Annotated in this window: 19 protein-coding genes; 14 read left to right on the forward strand and 5 right to left on the reverse strand. The window is 34.1% G+C overall.

All coding sequences use genetic code 11. The features are described from left to right. The 4 genes from B3J44_RS13260 to B3J44_RS13275 all read left to right on the forward strand — a co-directional run. Nucleotides 1-3258, forward strand: a 3258-nt coding sequence (locus B3J44_RS13260; RefSeq protein ID WP_286968851.1) for a discoidin domain-containing protein, incomplete at its 5' end; no start/stop codon positions are given. A gap of 125 nt (nucleotides 3259-3383) precedes the next feature. Further along, a complete protein-coding gene (locus B3J44_RS13265) occupies nucleotides 3384-6038 on the forward strand; it encodes a beta-1,3-glucanase family protein (protein ID WP_286968852.1) in 2655 nt (884 codons plus the stop codon). An 83-nt stretch (nucleotides 6039-6121) separates the two neighbouring features. Further along, entirely contained in the window at nucleotides 6122-7747 is a 1626-nt protein-coding gene (locus tag B3J44_RS13270; protein WP_286968853.1) for a glycosyl hydrolase family 18 protein, read from the forward strand. Nucleotides 7748-8001: 254 nt separating this feature from the next. Continuing rightward, nucleotides 8002-9933, forward strand: coding sequence for a metallophosphoesterase family protein (locus tag B3J44_RS13275; protein ID WP_286968854.1), 1932 nt, complete (start codon nucleotides 8002-8004; stop codon nucleotides 9931-9933). Nucleotides 9934-10115: 182 nt separating this feature from the next. On the opposite strand, the gene B3J44_RS13280 is transcribed toward B3J44_RS13275, so the two are convergent. After that, nucleotides 10116-11174 carry a phosphatidylinositol-specific phospholipase C1-like protein gene (locus B3J44_RS13280; protein ID WP_286968856.1) on the reverse strand — a complete coding sequence of 353 codons (1059 nt, stop codon included), beginning with the start codon at nucleotides 11172-11174 and terminating at the stop codon, nucleotides 10116-10118. Nucleotides 11175-11438: 264 nt separating this feature from the next. On the opposite strand from B3J44_RS13280, the gene B3J44_RS13285 reads away from it, so the two are divergent. The 5 genes from B3J44_RS13285 to B3J44_RS13305 all read left to right on the forward strand — a co-directional run bounded on the left by B3J44_RS13285 (nucleotide 11439) and on the right by B3J44_RS13305 (nucleotide 18928). Further along, on the forward strand, nucleotides 11439-11963 hold the full coding sequence (locus B3J44_RS13285) for an RNA polymerase sigma-70 factor (RefSeq protein ID WP_286968858.1): 525 nt from the start codon (nucleotides 11439-11441) through the stop codon (nucleotides 11961-11963). An 83-nt stretch (nucleotides 11964-12046) separates the two neighbouring features. Then, a complete protein-coding gene (locus B3J44_RS13290; RefSeq protein WP_286968859.1) occupies nucleotides 12047-12970 on the forward strand; it encodes a FecR family protein in 924 nt (307 codons plus the stop codon). 70 nt (nucleotides 12971-13040) lie between these two features. Continuing rightward, entirely contained in the window at nucleotides 13041-16325 is a 3285-nt protein-coding gene (locus B3J44_RS13295; RefSeq protein ID WP_286968860.1) for a SusC/RagA family TonB-linked outer membrane protein, read from the forward strand. 5 nt (nucleotides 16326-16330) lie between these two features. Next, nucleotides 16331-18100 (forward strand): RagB/SusD family nutrient uptake outer membrane protein, encoded by a 1770-nt coding sequence (locus B3J44_RS13300; RefSeq protein ID WP_286968861.1) that lies wholly within the window; start codon nucleotides 16331-16333, stop codon nucleotides 18098-18100. A gap of 459 nt (nucleotides 18101-18559) precedes the next feature. After that, nucleotides 18560-18928, forward strand: a complete 369-nt coding sequence (locus B3J44_RS13305) for an STAS/SEC14 domain-containing protein (protein WP_198857425.1) — start codon at nucleotides 18560-18562, stop codon at nucleotides 18926-18928. A gap of 73 nt (nucleotides 18929-19001) precedes the next feature. Here the strand turns inward: B3J44_RS13305 and B3J44_RS13310 are convergent, their stop codons facing one another. The 3 genes from B3J44_RS13310 to B3J44_RS13320 are packed head-to-tail and all read right to left on the reverse strand — an operon-like array spanning nucleotide 19002 to nucleotide 20236. Beyond that, nucleotides 19002-19274 carry a PrgI family protein gene (locus tag B3J44_RS13310; RefSeq protein ID WP_278021231.1) on the reverse strand — a complete coding sequence of 91 codons (273 nt, stop codon included), beginning with the start codon at nucleotides 19272-19274 and terminating at the stop codon, nucleotides 19002-19004. Nucleotides 19275-19321: 47 nt separating this feature from the next. Beyond that, nucleotides 19322-19720, reverse strand: coding sequence for a hypothetical protein (locus tag B3J44_RS13315; RefSeq protein ID WP_198857423.1), 399 nt, complete (start codon nucleotides 19718-19720; stop codon nucleotides 19322-19324). A 33-nt stretch (nucleotides 19721-19753) separates the two neighbouring features. Next, complete coding sequence (locus tag B3J44_RS13320; protein ID WP_286968863.1) at nucleotides 19754-20236, reverse strand: hypothetical protein; 483 nt, start codon at nucleotides 20234-20236, stop codon at nucleotides 19754-19756. A 346-nt stretch (nucleotides 20237-20582) separates the two neighbouring features. Between B3J44_RS13320 and B3J44_RS13325 the strand changes: the two genes are divergently transcribed. The 3 genes from B3J44_RS13325 to B3J44_RS13335 all read left to right on the forward strand — a co-directional run bounded on the left by B3J44_RS13325 (nucleotide 20583) and on the right by B3J44_RS13335 (nucleotide 22546). After that, entirely contained in the window at nucleotides 20583-21056 is a 474-nt protein-coding gene (locus B3J44_RS13325; RefSeq protein ID WP_286968864.1) for a CinA family protein, read from the forward strand. Nucleotides 21057-21586: 530 nt separating this feature from the next. Then, on the forward strand, nucleotides 21587-22048 hold the full coding sequence (gene tnpA / locus B3J44_RS13330; protein ID WP_286968865.1) for an IS200/IS605 family transposase: 462 nt from the start codon (nucleotides 21587-21589) through the stop codon (nucleotides 22046-22048). Nucleotides 22049-22060: 12 nt separating this feature from the next. After that, complete coding sequence (locus B3J44_RS13335; RefSeq protein ID WP_286968866.1) at nucleotides 22061-22546, forward strand: hypothetical protein; 486 nt, start codon at nucleotides 22061-22063, stop codon at nucleotides 22544-22546. Nucleotides 22547-22651: 105 nt separating this feature from the next. Here the strand turns inward: B3J44_RS13335 and B3J44_RS13340 are convergent, their stop codons facing one another. Continuing rightward, on the reverse strand, nucleotides 22652-23569 hold the full coding sequence (locus tag B3J44_RS13340; RefSeq protein WP_286968867.1) for a DsbA family protein: 918 nt from the start codon (nucleotides 23567-23569) through the stop codon (nucleotides 22652-22654). Nucleotides 23570-23852: 283 nt separating this feature from the next. On the opposite strand from B3J44_RS13340, the gene B3J44_RS13345 reads away from it, so the two are divergent. Together B3J44_RS13345 and B3J44_RS13350 are read left to right on the forward strand one after the other, a co-directional pair. Then, nucleotides 23853-24551, forward strand: a complete 699-nt coding sequence (locus tag B3J44_RS13345; RefSeq protein ID WP_286968868.1) for an SMI1/KNR4 family protein — start codon at nucleotides 23853-23855, stop codon at nucleotides 24549-24551. A gap of 26 nt (nucleotides 24552-24577) precedes the next feature. Beyond that, nucleotides 24578-25132 (forward strand): hypothetical protein (locus tag B3J44_RS13350; RefSeq protein ID WP_286968869.1); only part of this gene is annotated, 555 nt, incomplete at its 3' end.

The raw sequence follows: 25132 nt of genomic DNA on the forward strand, positions 1-25132 counted from the left end.
ACAACTGTAAACGGCGGATGGCCTTTTAATGACAACAATTTTTATATTATTTTGAATCTCGCAGTTGGAAGCTACGGAACACCTTATACGAGAGTTAACGGTGCAGGAGTAGAGCCAATTCCTGCCGATTTCCCAGCAAAATTACAGGTCGATTATGTTCGTGTTTACGATGGCAGTTTTAAATATGCGGTAACTGGCGATAACAAAGTTTACCAAAACGAAACTAGTAAAACGTATTCTGTAAATGCAATTGCGGGTGCGACTTACAATTGGACTGTTCCAGCTGGAGCAACAATTACATCAGGGCAGGGAACAAATTCTATTACTGTAAATTGGGGAACTTCTGGAGGAGATGTTTCGGTAACGGCGACAGTTTCAGGCTGTAATGTAAATAACTACAAATTGGCAGTAACAACCGAACCAGCATTGCCTGTTGAAAAAATACATGATGATTTTCAAAGCAATCGAAATGTATTGTATCCTGTAAAAACTGGAGTTTTGACCGAAGCTGTAGCGAATCCTTCTGCTACCGGAATTAATACTTCGGCTTTGGTTGGAAAATATGTTCGAAATTCAAGCGAATTGTATGATGTGTTGAACATCAGAAATGTAACCATTACTAATGCGAATGATTATGTTTACGGAAGAAAAAGACTTTCGTTTGATATTTATACTTCTGCACCAGTTGGAACAAAAATTTCGATGCAGTTAGAAAACAGCAATGTTACGACTGCGACGAATTATCCGTCAGGTAGACATAGTGGTTTTAAAGCGACGACTACAGTTCAGAACAAATGGGAAACAATCGAGTTTGAATTTGAAAAAATAATCGACCCAAATACGAGTGCTTTATCAATTAATAATGTGGTACTTCTTTTTGAATCAAATTCGAATTCTGGAGCGACTTATTATTTCGATAATCTGCTGACAAAAGCAGCGCCAGAAAAGCCAATTATTGCAACAGACGTGCTGCAAAATTACGACGGAGTAAATAAAATCATAAAAGGAACAACAACTGGAACGTATTCTGTTGTGGCAAATCCTGCGACAAATTCGGTTAATTCTTCTGCAAATGTCGCGAAGTATGTTCGAAATGTATCTGAGCAATATGATGTGCTTTTCTTCAATACACAAAGTACGATTGAGGATGCTGGTTTGTTGAAAAATCAGACGAATAAAATTATGATTGATGTGTACACTTCTGCACCAATTGGGACAGTGGTAAGTTTGAATTTAGAAAACAGTGCAACATCACTTCCAGCCAATTATCCTACAGGAAGAAATAGTACCTACGTAGCGATTACAACCAAACAAAATCAATGGGGAACATTGACTTTCTATTACAATTCTAGTCCAGATGCAGGAACTTCAAATTTGGCAGTAAACCAAATGGTTTTGTTATTTAATTCGGGTTCTTACACAGCTGATACGTATTATTTTGATAATATTCGAATTGGCTCGACTAAACTTCCAGATACATTTACGCAAGGTGTAATTTATGAAGATTACCAGACGATTCACAATATTACATTTAGAGATGCAATTGGAACGTATACGGCAAACACAGCAAACCCAAATGCAAGCGGAATTAATACTTCTTCGAATGTTGGAAAATACGTTCGCAAATCGACAGAACTGTATGATAATTTCTCATTTAATACTACAATAGCCAATATTGGAGATTTTAAAGGTGGAGTTAAAAAGTTCGCAATGGACGTTTACACTTCTGCACCAGTCGGATCTATTATTTCTTGGCAAGCAGAAAGCAGCGCTTCAGTTCCAGCAAATTATCCTGTTGGAAGACATAGTATTTATCAAGGAGTTGTAAAACAAACCAACGCTTGGCATACAGTAACTTTTACTTATGCAAGTTCGCCAGATGCTTCAACTGCAGACAGTGAAGTAAATCGTTTTGTTTTCTTATTTGAACCAGGAACAAATTCTGGGAACACGTATTATTTTGATAATTTAAGAGCTTTAAATTTAGTCTCTACAGAAACTCCAGCGGGATTGCCTTCGCCTTGGATTAGCACCGATTTAGGAGCAGTTACTCCAGCGGGAGAAGCGACACATTCTAACGGTACTTTTACCATCAAAGGAGCAGGAAATGATATTTGGGATACAAGCGATCAATTTCAATTTGTAAATCAATCTATTACTGGAGATGCAGAAATTATTGCTAAAGTAAATTCGTTAACCAATACAAATACTTATGCAAAAGCGGGAGTAATGTTCCGTGAAACGCTTACGCCAACATCAAAACACGCCATGACAGATGCAAGCGCAGCAGCAGGAATTGAGTTTTTAACTCGTGATACTGCTTCGGGAGTAACTACAGCAGAGGTTACAACAGGAGCGACTCCAAAATGGGTTCGTTTGGTAAGATCTGGAAATGTGTTTACATCTTATTCTTCAGATAACGGAACAACATGGACACAAGTAGGAACGCCAAGAACGATTGCAATGGCTAGCACTATTTATGTAGGAATGGCAGTTACGTCTCACGCAAACGGAACTCTAACAACAGGAGTTTTCAGCAATGTAACTGTTCGAAATATAACTGCAAATCCGAATGTGAATTTAGCTTTAGCTAAAACAGCAACAGCTTCTACAGAAGAGAATCCTACCCTTTCTGCAAATAAAGCAACAGATGGCGATAGCACAACGACAAGATGGGCGAGTTCTTTTGCTAATGCGACTGAATGGATTTATGTCGATTTGGGAAGCAATTACAACATTAACAGAGTGGTTTTAAAATGGGAAGCGGCTTATGCAACGCAATACAAAGTGCAGATTTCAACTGATAATGTTTTTACAGAAAGTGAAACAGTAAGCAATCAAACTGCCGGTGATGGAGGAACAGATGATTTAGCGGTAAGCGGAACAGGAAGATATATTCGAATTTTATGTAACGCGAAAGCTTTGCCTCCGTACGGATATTCATTGTATGAAATCGAAGCATATGGATCATCTTCTACAGCTAGAATGGCCATGAATGTTGTTGAAGAACCGCAGGCAGAAGAAGTTGTTTTTGCCATGTACCCAAATCCGACAACTAATTATATTCAAGTTTCATCTCCTGAAAATTTAGATAATAAAATCATCACGATTTACGACGATTCTGGAACTTTAATTTTAGAAAACAAACCTCAAGGAAACGAAAGCGTAATTGACGTAAGTAAGCTTCGTAGAGGAATCTACATTCTAAACTTCAAATCAGATCAAAAAAGCTGGACTAAAAAGCTTATTAAGAAATAATTTTAAATCTGTTGGGTGCAATTTAAGGAGGGCATACCAATTGCACCTGACGGATTTATTTAGTCATTCATTTGAAAATGGCTTTGGTTTAAAACTTATTTGCGTAACCCCAAAATTATTTAGATATGAATAAAATTAGACTTCAAAGATTTTCTTTTCTGATGACACTATTTCTAGTGTTTTCAAACCTGATACACGCTCAAGGGCCTGTACCTTTCACGATTAGTAATAATTCGACGTTTGCTGACAGCGAATTATATGTTGCAATTGTCGGTATCGATTATACAACAGGAAACCACGTTTGGGTAAATGCCAAAACGAGTCAGGTTTTGCCAATGAGCGCTTCTTACAATACAGTTACTGGGCCAACTTATGGAGGAAATACAGGACCGGGACAAAATTCTAAGTATGCAGCTTGTTTTACTAAGTTGAGCGAAATTCCAAATAAGACCTTTACACTTCCTTTAATTGCAGGATGTAGAGTTTTTATATCTAAAGGTTCGCAATTGTATTTTTACTTTTTTGGCGCAAGCGGAGCTCCTTCTGGATATGCATCGCCAAATCCGCAAAATGCTACAGATCCGAATCAGGGAATTTTGTATGAAATGATTGAATTGACTAATAATCAATACGGTTTTTTCGGAAATCCAACAAGAGTCGATTCATACAAATATCCAATGGGATTGGAATTATTTGGTGCAAACGGCTACCAAAAGAAAGTGGGTGATTTGAAAAAACACGCTGATATTGTTGCCGCTTTTAAAGCGAATGTTCCAGCAGAATTTCAAGGTTGTGTCAACGATGCAACAGGTGAAATTACTGCACCTTCTAAAACAGCAGCTTACGCGGAAGGATCTGGACCATACGCTAACTATTTAAAATCATACATCGATGCGATTTGGAACAAATACAAAAATGAAGATTTGATTTTCTACGCAGGAGATGCAGGAGTTTTTAAAGGGAGAGTTATTGGAGAACAACTAGAAATGGTTGGACAATCTGGTGCTTTTGTTGGAAGAACAGGACGTGTTCAAAACAGACCAACAACTCAAGAAGCTTTGGAAGGAAAAGGTGTTTTGGACAGAAGATTGGTTGACGGAGATTTAGATCTTGTAATTCAGTCGCAATTAACAGCTGCGATTAATCGTCATGTTGTCAATACAACAACCACAAATCCAGGACAGCAAAATTGGTACGATGCATCGAAATTCTATCAAGTAAATCCAACAAATCATTATTCTAAATTCTGGCATTTGCCAGGAATTAATATTGATAATTTAGCTTACGGATTTGCTTATGATGATGTTGCAGATCAGTCGCCATCACTTCATTCGCCACAGCCAACAAAAGTTATTGCTACATTTGGAGGTTATTACGGACTTACGACGCCTTCAGTTCCAGCTACGACAGATGTAATCACAGTTTACAAAGATTGCAATTACACTGGATTTTCTGGCGGATTAACCATTGGAGATTACAATCTAGCTCGTTTAAATTCTTTAGGAGTTTTAAATGATGATATTTCTTCACTAAAAATTACACAAGGTTATCAAGCAATTTTATATCAAGATGATAATTTCGGCGGAACTTCAACCGTAATTAATTCTGATAATACTTGTTTGAATGCTACTTGGAACGATAAAGTAAGTTCAATCAGAGTTATTGCAAACGGAAACACAACTTTAGGAAACCAGACTTTCTTTCTTCAAAACAGAAACAGCGGTTTGTATATGGATGTTTGGAATTCTAGTATGTCAAACGGAGCAGGAATTAATCAAGGTGCTCTAAATTCTGGAAACAATCAGAAATTTACTTTTACGCATTTAGGAGACGGAATGTATAAAATCATTGCAAACCACAGCGGCATGTCAATGGATATTAATAACTTCAATAAAGCTAATGGTGCAAGAGTAGAGCAATATCCATACAATGCGACCACAAATCAGCAATTTATTCTGGTTTCTACAGGTGATGGTTATTATAAAATTGTTGCCCGTCATAGCGGAAGAATTGTTGAAGTTGCAGGAGCAAGTACAGCTTCTGGAGCAATTGTGCAGCAATGGGACAATAACAATCAGACTTGCGGACAGTGGAAATTAGTTCCTGCTACAAGTTCTCAAACTTCAGTTTTAATTCAGGCAGAAGATTATTCAGCAATGAGCGGTATTCAAGTTGAAGCAACTACAGATACTGGCGGAGGTTCAAATGTGGGTTATACAGAAACAGGCGATTGGTTAGCGTATAATAATATCAATTTTCCAACAACTGGTTCTTATTTGATTGAATACCGTGTAGCAAGTGCCGTGACTGGCGGAAGATTATCTTCTGATTTAAATGCTGGCGCAGTAGTTTTAGGAAATGTTGATATTCCAAACACTGGCGGATGGCAAAATTGGCAAACTGTTTCTCAGACTGTAAACGTAAATGCAGGAACATATAATTTCGGAATCTACATTCAGAATACAGGAATGAATATCAACTGGATTAAAATTACAAAAGTAGCAGGAACAGCAAAAATGGCTGCAACTGAAACTATAGCAGAAGAAGAGCCTACTGCAACAGAATTGAACGTATATCCAAGTCCAGCAGAAAATACTCTTTTTGTAACCACATCTGTAAGCGGAGAAAAAATAAGTATTATAGATCAGACAGGAACGTTAGTTTCTGAGCAAAAAATCAATAATAACAGCATTGATGTTTCGCGTCTTAGAACTGGAATCTATTTTGTTATTTTCCATAAAGATGGTACAAAAACGGTTAAGCGTTTTATTAAAAAATAATTTAAGAATGCAGGTTTTAGATCAAAATCTGAAACCTGCAATTTTTCAATATCCCCATAATTTACAAATTAAAACAAATCACTATGAAAGACAACTACACAAGAATGTCGGCAAAATGGATTCTTATTTTAGTATTGGGTGTTTTTAATTTTTCTGTAGCCCAAAAAAAAGTAATCGCATATATTCCCAATTGGATTGATTTAAATGCTTTTTCAAGTACCATTCAATACAGTAAATTAACGCATATTAATATTGCTTTTGAAAATCCTGATGCAAACGGATATTTAAGTTTTAATTCAGGAAGCAATACAATTATAAATGCCGCACATGCACAAAACATAAAAGTTTTTGTTTCTCTTGGAGGCGGTGCCGTTTCTGAAGGAGGAGCAATTAGAGACAATTATTTTAATCTGATAACACCAGCAAACAGAACAGCTTTCATTCAGAAAATATACGATTATGTTGTTGCTCACAATTTTGATGGAGTCGATGTCGATTTAGAAGGGCCAGCTATTAATGGCGATTATGGAGGATTTGTGATTGCTTTAGCGAATAAATTGCATGCCAATGGCAAATTGATTTCGGCAGCGCTTTCAGAAGGATATGGTGGTGCAAATGTACCTTCATCTACTTTTGCCGCATACGACTGGATCAATATTATGGCTTATGATGCAACGGGGCCTTGGGCACCAAACAGCCCGGGACAGCATTCTCCTTACAGCATGGCGGTTAATCAATTTAATTATTGGACAGGAAGGGGATTGCCTGCAAGCAAGGCTGTAATTGGACTTCCTTTTTATGGATATGGTTTTGGAGCTTCTGCCAATCAGGGAATTTCTTATGCCAATATCGTAGCGCAATATCCAGGTGCTGAAAATTTAGATCAAGTTGGAAACACAATTTATTACAACGGAATTCCGACTATCAAACAAAAAACAACTTTTGCGATTCAAAATGCGGCGGGAGTTATGATTTGGGAGCTGTCTCAAGATGCTACAGGTTCTAAATCTTTGCTTACTGCCATTAATCAGGTTATTACAGGAAGTAATCCGCCAGCAACAGGAACTTTAATTCAAGCAGAAAATTATAACGCGATGAGTGGTGTTCAAACAGAAGCAACCACAGATACAGGCGGTGGATTAAATGTTGGATATTGCGATACGGGCGATTGGATGGCGTATTATAATATTAATTTTCCAACTTCTGGTTCATATCAAATTGAATATCGTGTCGCAAGTGCTGTAACAGGCGGAAGACTATCATCTGATTTAAATGCAGGAACTATTCAGCTTGGAGCTATAAATGTACCCAATACAGGAGGATGGCAAAACTGGCAGACGATTACGCAAACTGTAAACGTAAATGCTGGAACATATAACTTCGGAATCTATGTTCAAAATACTGGTTTTAATATAAACTGGTTTAGAATTACAAAATCGGGTTCAACGGCAAGAACAGCTGCACCAGCTACCGAACAGTCTATTGCAAGTTTAGAAATTTATCCAAACCCAACAGAAAGTGAAATCTTTTTTACGGCAGAAGTTTCGGGTGGAAATGTAAATATCATTAATACTGAAGGAGGAGCAACTGTTTCATCTCAAACGGTAAATAACAATAGTGTAGATGTTTCGACTTTGAAAACCGGTATTTACTTGATTTCGGTTGAGAAAAACGGAATCAAAACCGTAAGACGTTTTATTAAGAAATAATCATAACCCATTTGCCATAATGGTTTTAGATGCATTAAATTTTTAGGTTTTAATGTGTTAAGAAGGCTGTCTTTTTGGACAGCCTTTTTTTATCTGCAATCTTGATAGCTATAAGAACTGCGGTTTAAAAAAAACATTATCATTTCCATAACACTAACATAAACTGATTCTAGGTTTAAATCGATAAAATTGCGTTCGATTAAAAGCTCCAAAACTTCTAATAAAGTGTCCCCAATTTATTAAAGTTAAAACCTATGAAATTAAAATTTACTTCACTTTTTATAGTGTCTGTTTTTGTTGTTTTTAATAGTTCTGTTTCGGCACAAAAAACAAAGAATTTAAACGGAACACAAATCGCATTTTTATCTGATGTTCATTTGCAGGATTTATTTGGCAGATTTTCAGATTCAGATTACAAAGGCGTTCTAAATCCAAGAACAAATCAATATGCTTTGGTACGAACCATGTCATCGCAATTGCATTCAACTCGAATTTTTAATGAAAACTATTTTGCTTTTTTAGCAGCTTTAGATGATATCGCAAAGCGAAAGATCAAATATGTCGCACTTCCAGGTGATTATACCGATGACGGACAGCCAATTCACATTCGCGGTTTAGCTAAAATTTTAGAACAATATTCAAATAAATACGGCATAGAATTTTTCATTACCACAGGAAATCATGATCCAGTTGGACCTTTTGCACAAGAATCTGGCAAAGAAGATTTTTTAGGGAAAGAAGGTAAAAGCCAACCCATTTATAGCAAAGACGGCATGTATGCGCCAAATCTCACCATCGAACAGCCTATAGTGGTTACCGCCGATATTGCTAAAATGGGTTATTTAGAAATTACCGATAATCTGAAAGATTTTGGTTTTCATCCGAACAAGAAAAATAAATTTTGGGCAACTCCATTTTCAAATTATTCTAGTGAAAGTTATACGTTTGATAAAGCTTTAGAAAGTGCAAAATTAGCTAATCGCGTTTATGAAGTTGCGCCAGGTTATGAAGTTCCAGATGTTAGTTATGTCGTTGAACCGGTTGATGGACTTTGGTTAATGGCAATTGATGGAAACGTCTACATTCCGAAGAAGACCGATGGCGACCCTAAAGATTCAAAAAGTTATGCTGAGGCTAGTACAGGATATAATAATGTACTTTCAAACAAAAAACATTTAATTAATTGGGTTTCTGCTATTTCTGATCAAGCCAAAAAACACGGAAAAACTTTAGTTGCCTTTAGCCACTTTCCGATGATCGATTTTAATGATGACGCTTCTGCGGAAATAAAAGAATTGCTTGGGCCAAACAAATGGCAGTTAAACCGAGTTCCAGTTGAAAAAGTGGCACAAGTTTTTGCAGATGCTGGATTGAAGATTCATTTTGGAGGCCATATGCATATTAACGATACAGGAGTGAGAACTTCTCCAAAAGGAAATACCTTAGTTAATATTCAAACTCCTTCGCTTGCGGCCTACATTCCGGCTTACAAGTTATTGACTTTAAAGAAAGATAATGTAGTCGATATTCAGACTATTACAATCGATAATGTTCCGAGATATGATGAACTTTTCGATTTGTATAAAATGGAATATCAGTTTTTAGAAAGTCAGAATACAAAAGATATTTGGAATGCAGCTATTTTAAAGACTAAAAATTATCATGATTTTACCGATTTTCATTTGAAGGAATTAGTACGTCTTCGTTTCTTAAAAGACGATTGGCCTTCTGCTTTTAAAGATTTTATTTTGAATGTTTCAGCGAAAGATTTATTGGTTTTAGCGAACATTAAATCAGATAAAGATTTTGATTTTATTTTGAAAAATAGAGAGCAGTTTCAAAAAGAATGGAAAGAAGCGGAGACGAAATTGGAACAGATTTTAATTAAAAATAAACTTAAAAAAACAGATTTCAATTGGACAGGAAATGATCTTTTAATTGATTTTTATCGCTTTAGAAGTGCAGACGAATTGGCTCTTGTCGATGTTGGAGCTGAAAGAGCAAAACAATATAAAGTATTATCTGATTTGTTTTTAGAAGGTGCTAAAGCCGATCTTTCAAGTGACACACCACTTCAAAAACAAATGAAGCTGTTCTTAATTATCTTCAATAAATTTATGCATGAAGTTCCAGCAGATCATTTTTCTGTTGATTTGAAAAGTGGTGCTGTTAAAAGTTTGAAGTAAATTTTTTTTAACCGCAAAGAGCGCAAAGGTTTACGCAAAGTTTAATTTTTAAGTTAGATTTTATAAAATAAAAAGTTCGCAAAGCTTTAATATCTAGCTTTGCGAACTTTGCGTTTATGAACGTAACCTTAAGGAAAAAATCTTAGCGAACTTTGCGGTTAAATAAAACGGCTCAAAAAAAATTAAGGCGTCGTTACAGGATTATTTCGAACATAACTTCCATCATCATACTTAATTTGGTATGGAGAATTAAAGAAAGTGCTTGGCAGATAATAATCAGTTGTAATGATTTGTGCTCCAGATTTTTTTGCGGCTTCAAAATGCGAGTAATCGTTGGCGCGGGCTTCTTTGGTATCAGAATCGGCTCTGGTTCTTATGATGTAACCTTTTTTTACTAAATCTTCAATTGTCGAATCTTCAGCATTATTTCTGAATAAAGCTGCAGCCTCTGGTTTTCCTGGTTCTGCGTTAATAAAAACGGCGCGTCCCTTAAGGGACGGATGATTCAATGCGTACAAATCTCTTTTTGCGCCGTTGTTATCTAATAAGAATAAAAATCGTCCTTTAGCTTCTTTTAAAGTCGGCCAATTGTTATTTAAAATCGCTTCTTCGAGAGTTTTATATTTTCCGCGAACCATGTCTGGCGTGATCAGTTTGTCTTTTCCTAATTCTTTGCGGATTACTTTGTCCATTTCGTCAAAAACTGCCGCTGTGAAATCTTCTGGTTTTGTACCTAAGAAATTCGCATCTCCGTCTTTTGGTTCCAAAGTAATAAAAACAGGAACGTGTCCCGGATTAGCATCCGACCATTTTTTTAATTCTTGAAGACAGATTTCGAAAGTATAAGCAGAAGTTCTAAAATCGATATCTGGCATATGGAAAACCTTAAACCCTGGTTTTTTCATTAATCCGTTTGGGTCGTAAACTTCTTCAGATTTAGCTATATCCAAACCTTTTGGGTGTGCATATTTTCCGCCTTTCGCATCAGCAAAAATGTCAATTTCCAGATTGCGTAAGCCTTTGTTTAATTGATCGGTAATGCTAATATGAGTGTATTGCAAGCCTTTAAGAGAACGAGTGGTATCTCTAGCTTGGATAAGATTGTATAAATCGGTTTCAATCGCATGACGATAACTGTTGTGCGATCCGATAACCTGAATCTGGTTAATTTTCAGATTGTCGTTCTGAGCCTGAGCGCTTAAAGCTCCTGCAAATAATAAAGTGAAAAAAAATGGTTTCATAATTCTAAAATGTAATTGATACTGTTGACTGGGACGCATCAAAAGAAAATTGCATTTTTTGAAAGGCACTAAGTTAAAATCTGAAGCCGATTTGTGTGTTAGATTAAAAAAAAGAAATCGCAAAGTGATTCGTTCTTTTGCTTTAAAAAAGTAGTATTTCTACAACAAACGTGTTTATTTATTAATTTAAAGATAACCTTGACGCAAAAAACATTGGGTTTTCATTTTATTATTTTACGATATTAAAAAGCCTGTAATTAGTATATGAATAATCCTGAAATTTTTGAAAAAACGTATAACCAATATTGGAAAAAGCTTAATGCGTTTTCTTATACGATGACTCAGGATAAAGACTTGGCGCAGAACATTGTTCAGGATGTTTTTGTGGATTTATGGGAAAGAAAAGAAGAACTGAATATTAATGCTATTGAACCTTTTTTATTTCGTGCAGTAAAAAATCAGGTTTTCAAACATTATCAGAACAATCGTTTTGATAAGACAATTTTAGAAGAAAAATTCGAAGACTACATTATAGATAATTTTTCGACTATTGATCCAGAAGTGATGGATTTGCTTTATTCTTTATTAGACAAACTTCCAGAGAAAAGAAAAGAGGTTTTGTTGATGTATAAATTTCAAGACATGACAATTGATCAAATTGCAGACGAACTTGGAATTTCAAAACAAACCGTAAAAAATCAGATTTCATCAGCTGTAAAACAACTTCGAGAAGGCTTAAAAGACTTGGTTTGGCTGGCTCCATTAATTATTTTCAATCAAAAATTTTAAAATAACTTTCGCTTGATGTTTTCATAATATTCGGCAATAGTACGATTTCTGGTTTCTGGTACTTATCTATAACAATAAGTATTATGATAAAAAGAATTAAACATAGTTTAGAATATCTGCTGGATAAAAGTTCGCGAGGAAAAACTTCATCGGCAGAAGAAAATTTATTGCATGATTTTGCTTTCGACGAATATCAAAATTCAAAATGGGATAATGATCTTATGGGAAACCCAGAAATCGAATCTCAAAACATCTACGACGAAATTCAGATAAGAATTGGAAAGAAAAGATCTTTCAGTCCTTATTTAAAATATATGGCTGCTGCCAGCATTCTTTTTCTGCTTGGTTTAGGATTTTTCTTGAGACCAAATGTTTTAAACCAAAAACAAATCACATTTAAAACGTCATCGATTCCCCAATCTATCCAATTAAGTGACGGTTCGAAAATTTATCTGGCAGCAAACTCATCATTTCAGTATCCTGAAAAATTTGAAGGCGATCAAAGAACGGTTTCTTTACTAAAAGGAAACGCGTTTTTTGAAGTGGCCAAAGACAAAAAGCACCCGTTTATTATTCATTCTGGCGAAATACAAACCAGAGTTGTCGGAACTTCATTTCACATTCAATTATCAAAATTAAACTGTAAGGTAATTGTCGTAACCGGAAAAGTAAATGTTTCTGGAAAAGGGCAGAGTGTAGATTTAGTGCCAAATCAAGAAGCTTTGTTTGAAGGCCAAAAATTAACCAAACAAGTTGCCGATAAAGCTTTTTTGGTGAATTGGTACAATCAAGATGTAACACTTGACCAAACTACTTTAAAACAGGTTATTGCCATTTTACAATATAAATACGGAGTTTCATTTCAGTATAACAACGAACACGTATTAGCAACGCCGTTAACGGTATTCATTAAGAAGGACGCGACATTAGAAAATGTTTTGGAACAAATAAATTATATCACAAACCTAAAATTCAAAGTCTATGGCGAAGTAGTAAAAGTGGATTAAAAACAAAAAAAGCAGTTGCTGGAACAACTGCTATTAATAACTAAGCATCGTAAAAACAATTACTTAAATCATGTATTTTAAACCTTCTTATTTAAATCTAAAGAGTTTTGTCTTTTTAGTCCTGGCTTTACTTGCCTTTCAGAGTGGCTACAGTAAAACTAATTTATTAAAAGATTCAAAAGTAGCAAATAAAATAGAAAAAGCTACTCTGGTTTCTATTTTTTCAAAATTAACGCAACAAACCGACTACAAATTTAGTTACGGACAAGCTGTAATTGCTGATAATACAGCTTATACGGTAAATTATAGTAATGAGTCTATTACTGCAATTTTGAATGATCTTTCGCAAAAAGCAAATTTCAATTATAACATTAGTGGAAAACTGATTTTAATTCAAAAAACAGCTGCGCCAAAAGCAATAAATGCAAAAGCAGTTGATAGAATTAAAGTAAAAGGAAAAGTTGTTGACGAATTTAAGGTGCCAATTCCTGGTGCAACAGTATCAGAAACAAGTTCTTCAAATTCAACAGTTACAAATTTTGATGGAGAATTTGAAATTACGGTTGGAGAAGGAAAAACATTGGACATTTCTTATATGGGTTATAAAACCAAAACAGTTGCTGTACAAACTGGTTTTATGAATATTCAACTAGAGCCTAATACAGCTGAGCTAAACGAGGTTTTGGTTGTAGGTTATGGTAAACAATCTAAGAAAGATGTTACTGGTGCGGTTACACAATTGGAAGCAGGAAGTTTCAAACAAGGTGTAAACGTTTCGGTAGATAATTTAATGCAAGGAAAAGTGGCTGGTGTACGTGTTGTAAATACAAGCGGTGAGCCTGGAGCGGGAGTAAATGTAACAATTCGTGGAGTAGGATCTATTAGAAGCGGAAGTACACCTTTATTTGTTGTCGATGGTGTGCCGTTGTCAAATGATGATGTAAGCCCTTCTGGAAGTAATGTAGGTTTTGGAACTTCTTCTGCTAAGAACCCGTTGAACTTTTTGAATACAAGTGATATCGAATCGATTACGGTTTTGAAAGATGCATCGGCTTCTGCAATTTATGGAGCAAGAGGTTCTAATGGAGTTGTTTTGGTAACAACTAAAAAAGGGTCTAAAGGTGAAGGAACACTAACTTTTGATTCTTATATGGGAGTTTCGACTGTGGCTAACAAACTAGATGTTTTAAGCGCAAGCGAATATAGAAATGCAATTACAGACAAAGCATTTGATCACGGCGGAAATACAGATTGGCAAGATGTAATTTATAGAAGTGCTATAACTAAAAACAATTCGCTTTCTTTTTCTAAACAAACAGAAACTGGAAATTATTATGCTTCGATTGCACAAATGGATCAGGAAGGTGTGGTTCGTAACAGTAATTTCAAACGTCTTTCTGGAAGAATTAACGCTGCGGAATCATTTTTAGATAACAAACGTTTGAAAGTAAAAATGAATCTTACTGCAAGTGAAACTAAAGATGATGGGGTTCCTACGAGTGATGATGGTGGTTCTAACGGACAATTGATCGTTCATACTTTGATGGCAAATCCAACACGTTCGGTTTTTGATGCGAATGGAAACTACACCAATTTCAACATGAATGCACATTACAATCCTGCATATTTGTTGAGCATTTACCAAGATCAAACGAGAACATTAAGAGTTTTAGGAAACTTAGAAGCTTCTTTAAGAATTATTGACGGATTAGAATACAAATTAAATATTGGTATTGACCGTTCGATGGCAGAAAGAAACACAACTATTTTTCCAAACTTAACAGATTTGAATCCGAAAGGAAAATATGTTCAGAATAATTTAGATTCTAAAAACTCTTTGGTAGAACATTATTTGACTTACAATTTAAATTTAGATAAACATAAAATCGAAGCTTTGGCTGGTTTCTCATATCAAAAATTTGAAAGATCAGGAACAAGTTTTAGCATTGATGGAATTTCTGATCAAGGAGAAGGAGTTCCTCCATCAATTAATCCTGGATTTAAAGGAACACAATCTGGTACAACAGGTTATGCGCAGGAAAACGAGTTGCAGTCTTATTTTGGAAGGCTGAATTATAGTTTTGACAACAGATATTTGGTTACAGCTTCTATGAGAGGCGACGGATCGACTCGTTTTGGTAAAAACAATAAATATGGTTATTTCCCATCTTTTGCTTTAGGATGGAATATTGCTAACGAAAGTTTCTTAAAAGAGTCTTCTACTTTAAATAATTTAAAACTAAGAGCAAGCTGGGGTCAAACAGGAAATCAAGAAGTTGAAAATAAAATTACTCAGGCAAGTTACTCTTTAGCTGGAGCTGATGGTTATTATTTATATGATGATTTAAATTTAGTAAACGGAGTTTCTGTAAACAGAACGCCAAACCCTAATTTGAAATGGGAAGTTGTAACGCAGTATAACGTTGGTTTAGATTTTAATTTATGGAACGATAAATTGTACGGAACATTAGATTATTTCAATAAAACAACAACCGATGCAATTTTAAATGTTCCTTCTCAAGCGTTGAGTCCAACAACTACGATTTGGACTAATATTGACGGTAAGATTATCAATAAAGGTATCGAGTTTATGTTAGGTTCTAAAATAGTAGATACTAAAAACTTTACTTGGAATATCGATATGAATGGTGCGACTTTGAATAATAAAATTCAAGATCTTCCGGTTTCAGAAATCTTAACAGGAACAATTTCAGGTCCTGGACAATCTGGTGTAAATGCTAATATTTACAAAAGTGGCTATGCAGCTGGTTCATTCTACTTATTGGAGCACATTGGTTTTGATGCAAATGGAGCAAATATCTTTAAAGATCAAAACGGGGACGGTAAAATTGATAATAGCGACAGAATTATTATTGAAGGAGCATTGCCAACTTTCTACTACGGATTTAACAGTGACATGAGATACAAAAACTTTTCGTTCTCGTTTTCTATCATAGGACAAACAGGTGGCTATTTATTGAATAATACAGGTTTGAATGCATTAAATATTAACAACTTGGCATCAGACCGAAACGTAGCAACAGGTTATTATGAGTCTGGAGCAAATGCAACAAACTCACCAATCCTGTCTACTTTATTCTTAGAAAAATCAGATTTCATTAGATTAAATACAGCTCGTATTGGTTACAATTTTGACTTAAAAGGATTAAACTGGATCAACGGATTAACACTTTACATAACAGGTCAGAACTTAATTACGATTACAAATTATACAGGTTACGATCCGTTAATCAACAGTCCGAAATCAAACGGAGGAAACCAATCTATCGGTATCGATTATGCAAGTTATCCAACTTCTAGAACATTCAGTTTTGGAGCAACTTTAAAACTATAATTATTATGAAGACAAATACAATTTTTAATATAAAAACATTAGCGATATTTTCTTTTATATGGCTTTTTGCAAGCTGTACTAACCTTGACGAAGTTGTTTTGGATGAGGTTTTAGGAGAAGATACTTCAAATCCGGCTGGGGCTCTTGCAGCAGCTTACGACCGTTTAGGAGACGGAACTTTTGTAGATCACGGAGGTGTTTTCTCTTTGCAAGAATACACTACAGATGAAGCAATCTTGCCAACGCGAGGAAGTGACTGGGGAGACGGTGGAAAATGGAGAGACATGCACGAGTTTACATGGAAATCGGATAACGCGATTGTAGTGGATAACTGGAATAAATTGACAAACGGAATTACACGTTCGTTAACAGCAATTCAATCGGTAGAAGAAAGTTCAATTGCAGAGAAGAAATTATTTTTAGCGGAAGCGAAAGGACTTTTAGCGTATTATTTATACACTACTTTAGATTTGTACGGACAAGCTCCATACAGAGATCCGATGAATCCGAACGCGCCTTTGCAGATTTTAAAAGCTGATACGCAAATTGATCAATTGATAAAAGATGTTGAAGCTCTATTGCCAGATTTGGCAGAAATGGGAACACAGCAAACGCATCACGGTAGATTTACAAAAGAAGCCGCGTATGGATTCTTAGCGCAGATGTATCTGAATCGCGCTGTTTTTAAAGATCGTTTAAATGCATCTTCAAGCTTTAATTTTACTGAAGCTGCTGTAACTGGTACAGGAACAGATATGGATCGTGTTATCTATTATACTTCATTGCTAATTAATTCTGGGAAATATTCTTTAGAAAGCGATTACTTCAAAAACTTCGCAAGAGACAATGAAAAAGGAAAAGAATTGATTTTTGCGATTTCTCAAAAGATAGATTACATCAGAAACGGTTCAAACAGTTTTGCTTATGTGTGTATGGAGCGTAACCAAAGAACTTCTGCAGCAAATAGAGGAACAAATGCAGCGTGTACAACTCCTGAGTTTTTTGCAACTTGGGATGGAAATCACGATGACCCAAGATTCCAACAAAAATACCAATATGGAGACGGAACTTGGTTTATGAATGATGGAACAGATATTAGTGTTCCTGCAACAGACATTGTACCAAAAAGTGCCAATTTACCTTGGTTTCACTTTAATAGAGGAATTCAATACGGACTACAATACGGTCCAATCTTATTGTCTTCTGGTTCATTAGAAATGATAAACGGACGTATTAAAGTTTCTCCGTTAGTTATGGAAAAAAGCACAACAACAAGAATGGATTTTACGCCTTCTTTAACTTTCAAAAATCCAGCTCAAGCCGTTTTCGCTCAAAACGAAATCAATCAAGGAGCGCGTATTTTTAAATATGAATTTGATCCAGAAGGAGGAAACGGAAACAGTAATGTTGATATTCCATTATTCCGTTTAGGAGGAATTTATACAATGAGAGCTGAAGCTTATTTCAGAAAAGGGAATACAGGTCAAGCTATGGAAGATTTGAATAAATTGCGTACAAGCAGAAAAAGAGAATCTCTGTACGGAGGCGTAGCAGGAAAAGCTTTGACTTCAATCGATCAAACGGTTTTATATAATGAAATTGGCTTCGAATTATACTGGGAATTGTACAGAAGACCACAAATGATCCGTTTCGGGAAATTTGATCTTCCAGGAACAGCAAAATCAGCTTCAGAGCCATTTAGAAGAGTATTCCCAATTCCGCAGTCAACAATAGATGTGACTAAAGAATTTAAACAAAACCAAGGATACAATTAAGCTTGTTTTTTTAGAGTAACAAAGTAACAAAGTGACAAAGGCACAAAGTAAAGCAGTAAATCTAGCACTAAATATTTACAATGAATTTTTTAGCAATAAAAAACTTTGTCACTTAAAAACTTTAAAATTTGTGTGTTAGTTTTTTTTATTTTTTTCCAAAAAGCCTGTTTTCAAAAAAAGCAGGCTTTTTTTGTTTAAGGTTCAGAGTTGCAAAGGTTCAAAGTGACAAAGTTTTTGAAAGCCGTATAGTAATGTATTAACACAAAGAATTTTTCACAATCAAAGAAACCTCTGTCTCTTAACAGCTTTGTCCCTTTGAACCTTAAAAAAATATAATAAACGAATAGTTAAATATAAGTGTTATCTGATTGATAATGAGTATATTTGAGTTAGTGAAAAACACGCTGAAAATGTTTAAGAATAAAACGCTATTAAATAACTCAAAAAGTGTAAAAAATCATGATACATCAAATTGACACCACAGATAATATTGTTGCTTTTAGAGCATTGGCAGAAGTGACAAAAGAAGATTTTGTAACTGCTGTAACTCCAGCTGTTGAACATTTGGTAAAACAAATCAATGAAATTAATTTTTTGCTGGTTTTAGATACCGATATTAAAAATTTTACGCCGGGAGCTTGGTTGCAAGACGGACTTATGGGACTTAAGCATCTAGGAAAGTGGAATAGGGCTGCAATTGTTACCGATACAGAAGAAATTATCTCTTTTACAAACGGATTTAGTTATATAGTTCCAGGTGAGTTTCGTGGTTATAAAAAAATAGATTTCAATAAAGCATTAAATTGGGTCGAGGGAAATATTTCTTAAATCAATTGAATCAAAAAAGAGCGCTTATCTAAGATGAGCGCTCTTTTTTTTATGATAGTTTATTTATAAACGATTAGTGGTTGTATTCAATACCGCTGCTCGATTTAGCATCTATTTTATCTTTACTAACTTGATTGTATTTTTTATAGCAAGCTGATGCTAAAATTGGCAATGCAAGACTTCCTACAACAGCACTTGCTTTTTTATGTCCCGTTTTTTTCAAAACTGCCGATGCCAAAAGAACACCAACACCAGCGCATACCATTTGTTTTACTGACAGATTTAACGGTTTACTTTCAGGTTTAATTCCGTGTAATAATGGGTCTATAAAATTTAAATTCTCCATGATGTCAACTTATTTTAATTATACTTACTTATTTAATTACTATTTTTTTATTTTTTACTGTCGTCGCTGTCAGTTTCGCTTTCAATTTTTTCAATTTCAACCTTTTCTTTCTTTATAGCTTGGCGTAAAAGTGCAAAAAGGCTCATATAAGCATTTGCCATAAAAACTAGAGAAAACCCTGCCAAAATATACCCTCTCCAATCATTTAACAAAAGTTTATAATCGCAGATGATCAGAAAGGCAATTGTAACATAATGGCTAAAGCAATATTCACAGGTAAAGAGATAAAAGAACTTTCTGGATAAAATGTGTCTGTCATTTTTAGAATGTCTGACACACCATTCATGAGGCTCTCTAAAAATCTCCTCGTGTGTTACAGTCCAGCTAATACAGGCAATTGGAATTGCGAGAATAAAAAGCCAGACAATTTGATCAGCTAAAGTCATGATTAATGCATTACAATTTACGATATTTTTTCGTTATTCTCTCGGATGATTTTCTGGATAATGTTCTGCGTCAAAGTCATCTAAATTTTCATCTTTGTCAAAATCACTATCTTTTTCTACCTCATTTTCGTAATCTAAATCGGCATCATATTCATCATTTAAATCGTCTTGAGTTCCGTCATTCGTAATGTCATCATCTTCATTGACAATTCTTTCTTGATTCGGAATATTTTCTGCTTTAATATTGGTTTCAAAGTCTCCTTGTAAATGAGAAGGATCTTCAATAAACTCTTCTTGATATTGATACGGATCTTCATCACGAGCATAATCGTCATTATCAATAAGAGTGTTTTGTTCGTAATAATCAGGATCGCTTTCGCCAAATTCTCGATTATCGTGTTTTTTCAGCACTTGTTTAAACTCATCTTCATTAGAATAAGAACCGTCAACAAGCGTGCTTTGTTCGATATAATCAGGATCAAATTGACCATAATCATGGTTGTGTTGCTTTTCCATAATAGTGTTTTTTTGATTTGTTATTTTTCTAATATTGAATCTTCGCATTGAAGACTTGCTAATTCTTTACAGTTTTTACTGTATTCACGTTCTGCAACATTTCTGTTGATGCAATTTTTTAGGCTTTAACTTTAATTATTGGCTTGTACTTCATGGCATTTTTCTAAAATGCTGGAATTACAAATTTAACACGTAAATAGAAGGGAGGTTTTATAGAAAAAAGCATTATAGTTGCATAATTAACAGTTACTTATAATGTAAATATTGTAAGAAATTATGTAAGTTTACTATAAGAGAACAATTTACATTTGATATGAAATCAATGTGCAATTAAATTTGAATGAATATGGCATCAGAAAAGGTAACGGCATGCTGTGAGGCTTTAATAGAAAAGAACTTAACGATAGCATTTGCAGAAAGCGCCTCTGCAGGTAAAATGTGTTATGAGTTTTCTACGGTTTTTAATTCTGGAAGAATTCTAATAGGGGGAATCGTTTGTTATCATTCGTCTATGAAAGAAGATTTATTACAGATTCCGTGGGGAACAATTGAACAGCATAGTGCCGAATCTGCAGAAGTCACCAAGTTAATGGCACAGAATTTTTACCGTTATGTTAATTCTGATATTTGTGTTGGATTAACAGGACTTACAACGCCAGGAGGAAGCGAAAGCGATTCAAAGCCAGTAGGGACTATTTTTATACACATTATTTTTGGAGAAAAACAAATAGCCAAACGTTATGAATTTAAAGGAACGCCAGAAAATATTATCAATCAAGCAATAGATGTTGTGGCCGATTTGATTTTGAGAGAAATTTAATAAACCAATCAAACGTCCCTAAGGGACGAAACTCGACAAAACATTTTTTTTGTCTACCGATGAGATGTTCCTAGCGGAACATTTTTGTTTTGAATTGATATTTTCTAGATGTTGTAGCGATTTGATTTTGAGGGAAATTTAATAAACCAATCAAACGTCCCTACGGGACGAAACTCGACAAAACATTTTTTTTGTCTACCGATGAGATGTTCCTAGCGGAACATTTTTGTTTTGAATTGTCATTTTCTAGATGTTGTAGCGATTTGATTTTGAGGGAAATTTAATAAACCAATCAAACGTCCCTACGGGACGATAATCACGCAAACATTTTTTTTCTACCGATGAGATGTTCCTAGCGGAACATATTTTTTGTCCTAAACTAGTACTCTTTAGACTTTTGGGAGTCAAGCTAAACATATGCATTTTTAAAATTTGTATCAGCAAAAGGTAAATGTTCCGTTAGGAACATCTCGTCGGTAGAACTTTAAATGATTAATGTTTTTTCGTTCCGTAGGAACGTTTGGTTGGTAATGGCAAATACATACACGCAATTGCACATACAATTTGTATTTGCAGTCAAATATAGAAAAGCATTAATTGCACAGGATTGGAAAGACAAATTACACCAATATATTACCGGTATAATACAATCCAATAATCATAAAATGCTATGTATTAATAGCATGCCAGATCATATACATATTTTTATAGGAATGCGTCCAACACAATCCATTTCTGCGTTAGTTCAAAATGTAAAGACCGAAACGAGCAAATGGATTAAAGAGCAAAAATTGTCATCCGATTTTTCATGGCAAGAAGGATATGGCGCATTTTCATATTCAAGAAGTCATGTTCCGAATGTCATTCGATATATCCAAAATCAAGAACAGCATCATAAAAAAGAAACTTTTTTAGAAGAATACCAGAAACAACTGAATGCTTTTGAAATAGAATATGATAAAGAGTATATTTTTAAAGAACTCCTTCAATAATTCTAAAATTTAATGGATAATAATGTAAAAATACACGAAGCAAAATTTGGTAGCTTAACTTTATACAATGGACCAGACAATGATTTTTATTGGATAGGTTTCGTGTGTAGTTCCAGTGATTTGTTTATAGAAAAAATTCCAGTTTACATTTTTACAAAAGAGAAAAATTTATCAAAAGAAACTATACAATTTGTTGAGAATATAATTTTAAATATTGATGAATATTTAGAAAAATCTATAGTATTTATTAAACATACACTCATAGAGAATAGTAAAGAATATAAGATACAAGAAAATGAAAAAGAACTCTTAGTTAATGAAAGTATTTTACCTATTAATCTACCAGAATTTACTTTTTGGGAAAATTCAAATGAATGGATGATTCGATTTACAGAAGGAAAGTTTAGTATTTGTGATCCTTTAGGCATTGGAATTACTTTCAAATTGACAGAACCGTCAAGTGTAGATAATCTTGAGGATTGTGAATTTATTGAATAGATTATTTTTAAGAAATTAAAGAAATAAAAAGCTGTAAAGAAATTTGAACTTTACAGCTTTCTTTTTTTTGCATTTAAAAGATTATTTTTCTAACTCAAAATTGCTTCATTTTTTAATATAAAGCATCCCATTTTTTATAGCTTTCTTATTCAATTTTCCTTTGTTGTATAATTCTTCTAAAATGATATTAGCATTATTAACTGAAATATCTAATATAACAGCATATTCCTTTGGCGCCAATGTTGGATAAATTTCAAAAATTGATAATGAATTTTTATTCTCAAACTTTTTCGCTTTAGCATCTGGAAATAAAGCCACTAAAGCATTCTTATAAGCATCATAAGGTTTAGATCCATAAATAGTTAGCTGATTATTATTGGCGTCTGCTAGAAATAAAGTTGGAAAACCCCGCACTCCAAGAGTTTTTCCTAGATTTAAATCTTCTTGAAAAAGCTTTTTTGCATCTCCTTCATAATCTGTTTTTAGTTTTTGAACATCCAATCCAGCAATTTTAGCAGCTTCTACAATGTTTTCCCATTTGGCGATGTTCTTTTTATTTAGATATAATTCTTCACGCAGAATACGCATAAATTTCACAGCCTTTTCTTTACTCTGTATTTGTGCTGCTTTCATAGCAATACACGATGGATATGAAGAATCTAACGGATCTTCAATCCAGACATTTCCATCAATTGGCATTTCGTAATACAAACTTGCTTCATCCCAATGATGTGCAACATCAGAAGGTTTGCTTATTCCTCCACTGTTATAACTCCAATCGGGTAATAAACCACCCATTCGGTAATCAATTTCAAAATAATCGCCATACTCTAATTTTAGTTTTCTAAGCTGAGGTTCAATTCCCCAGCAAGAAGAACAAATTGGATCGGTATAGTAAATTATCTTTACAGGCTTATTTTCTGTTGAAATAGCAGTTTTTTCAGTCGATTTTTCGCCAGCAGGCATTTCACACATTCCAGTTTCAGGATCGCATAATAACGGATTTGTTTTTTCTTCAGTCATTTTAGAATTTGTTTGTGATTGGCAGCTTATACTGCAAATCAAGATTAATAGTATCGACAGTATTTTCATAGTAATTTTAAAAAAGGTACTCTCCGATTTATGAATATGTTGCAAAGTTGAGTCGAATATCATCGCAAGTCAATTAGTCAAAAAAACATGACTAGAAAATACACCTTAATTTTCGGAAATTGCTTTTGTTTAAAAGTAGGATTATCATTATAAAGTAATTGCAAGCTTGTAATTAATTGTTTATTTTTGACTTCCTATAAAATAGAAGCCTAACATGAATTATATCCGAAAAATTAAACGCCTTTACAACCTGTCTGAAAATGAAAACTACGGATTTTCAGAAGATCAAATCCTCGATCTTGAGAAAACTTTAGATGTAAAACTTCCTTCAAAATTCAAAGAATATTATCTGGAATTAGGAAAAGAAGAAAAGCTCAATTATGCCTATAACCGATTACTCAAACCTGAAAATGAAATCGGATTTTCTGATGATGATTTTCTTGTTTTTTATGAAGAAAATCAGGTTGTGGCATTTTGGGGAATAAAAAAGGAAGATTTAAAACTGAATAACCCGCCAGTTTATGGAAATTATGATACAATTGAAAAATCAGATTGGGAGATTGAAACTAAGACAATCGAAGACTTTTTTTTGCTAATGGCTGTTTTCAACGGTACTTTGGGCGGACTTCAATTTAATGGAAATTACTTAGGAGAAATTGACTCGCAAATTGTAAAGTTTGTAGAAGAAAATTATACACTTGTTCCTAACATCAGTAGAGAAAATCAAAAGGTATATACAGATGATTTTTATGATGTAATCAGTTTGTCATTCGATCAAGAAAACTATTGTACTGGAGCTTTTATTGGATCAAGCGATCAGGAACGATTTGATGCTATTCTTGATCTTGTTGATATTGATTGGTCTTATCTTTCATCTGATGATGAAGAATATGATGAGGATGATGAAGAGTAATCAAATTAAAAAACGATAATAAAAGAATGAGAGAATTAAATTATTTAGTAAAAATAGAAGGCAACGAAGCGCTTTTAGAAAAATTCATTGAAGCGATTGATAATAATACCGTTAAAATTGATAAAGCATATCCGAATCCGTATGTATTAGATTCGGGAGAAAAATTCCTTTTGGATAAAATTATTGAATATTTTTTTCAAACCAGACCTTTCTCAAAAGAGCTTTATATTTCATTTTTTGAAAAATTAAGAAAGTTAAACGGATTTGATAGTTATTATTATTCACTTGGAAAACAAACGGAAAAGTTGGTTTTTGATACTTTTGGAAGAGTCAAAAAAGGTAATTCCAACATCTCTAAAACAGAAGAAAATCTACCAAAGACAATTTTGACGGAAAATGAAAAAGAACTTTTAAGTTTTTTATGTTATTTGGCAGTTTCTCACATTAAATATGGACCAAGTTATGCATCGGTTACCGCAAATGAATATTTTGATATCGTAACTGAATTAGGTTCTGATGAAGTAGAGCAACTTAAGAAGTTTGGAACAGGAAAACTTCCAAAAGAGCTGACAGAATACAAA

It is taken from the genome of Flavobacterium sp. UBA4854 (assembly GCF_002399805.1).
Lineage (GTDB): Bacteria > Bacteroidota > Bacteroidia > Flavobacteriales > Flavobacteriaceae > Flavobacterium > Flavobacterium ginsengisoli.

Excerpts from the sequence above, each read along its gene's own strand:
- B3J44_RS13315 (WP_198857423.1), bottom strand. The coding sequence starts at position 19,720 with ATGACTTTAGCTGATCAAATTGTCTGGCTTTTTATTCTCGCAATTCCA.
- B3J44_RS13300 (WP_286968861.1), top strand. The coding sequence starts at position 16,331 with ATGAAGACAAATACAATTTTTAATATAAAAACATTAGCGATATTTTCT.
- B3J44_RS13310 (WP_278021231.1), bottom strand. The coding sequence starts at position 19,274 with ATGGAGAATTTAAATTTTATAGACCCATTATTACACGGAATTAAACCT.
- B3J44_RS13340 (WP_286968867.1), bottom strand. The coding sequence starts at position 23,569 with ATGACTGAAGAAAAAACAAATCCGTTATTATGCGATCCTGAAACTGGA.
- B3J44_RS13290 (WP_286968859.1), top strand. The coding sequence starts at position 12,047 with ATGATAAAAAGAATTAAACATAGTTTAGAATATCTGCTGGATAAAAGT.
- B3J44_RS13285 (WP_286968858.1), top strand. The coding sequence starts at position 11,439 with ATGAATAATCCTGAAATTTTTGAAAAAACGTATAACCAATATTGGAAA.
- B3J44_RS13270 (WP_286968853.1), top strand. The coding sequence starts at position 6,122 with ATGAAAGACAACTACACAAGAATGTCGGCAAAATGGATTCTTATTTTA.
- B3J44_RS13280 (WP_286968856.1), bottom strand. The coding sequence starts at position 11,174 with ATGAAACCATTTTTTTTCACTTTATTATTTGCAGGAGCTTTAAGCGCT.
- B3J44_RS13305 (WP_198857425.1), top strand. The coding sequence starts at position 18,560 with ATGATACATCAAATTGACACCACAGATAATATTGTTGCTTTTAGAGCA.
- tnpA (WP_286968865.1), top strand. The coding sequence starts at position 21,587 with ATGGCAAATACATACACGCAATTGCACATACAATTTGTATTTGCAGTC.
- B3J44_RS13320 (WP_286968863.1), bottom strand. The coding sequence starts at position 20,236 with ATGGAAAAGCAACACAACCATGATTATGGTCAATTTGATCCTGATTAT.
- B3J44_RS13325 (WP_286968864.1), top strand. The coding sequence starts at position 20,583 with ATGGCATCAGAAAAGGTAACGGCATGCTGTGAGGCTTTAATAGAAAAG.
- B3J44_RS13335 (WP_286968866.1), top strand. The coding sequence starts at position 22,061 with ATGGATAATAATGTAAAAATACACGAAGCAAAATTTGGTAGCTTAACT.
- B3J44_RS13295 (WP_286968860.1), top strand. The coding sequence starts at position 13,041 with ATGTATTTTAAACCTTCTTATTTAAATCTAAAGAGTTTTGTCTTTTTA.
- B3J44_RS13345 (WP_286968868.1), top strand. The coding sequence starts at position 23,853 with ATGAATTATATCCGAAAAATTAAACGCCTTTACAACCTGTCTGAAAAT.
- B3J44_RS13275 (WP_286968854.1), top strand. The coding sequence starts at position 8,002 with ATGAAATTAAAATTTACTTCACTTTTTATAGTGTCTGTTTTTGTTGTT.
- B3J44_RS13265 (WP_286968852.1), top strand. The coding sequence starts at position 3,384 with ATGAATAAAATTAGACTTCAAAGATTTTCTTTTCTGATGACACTATTT.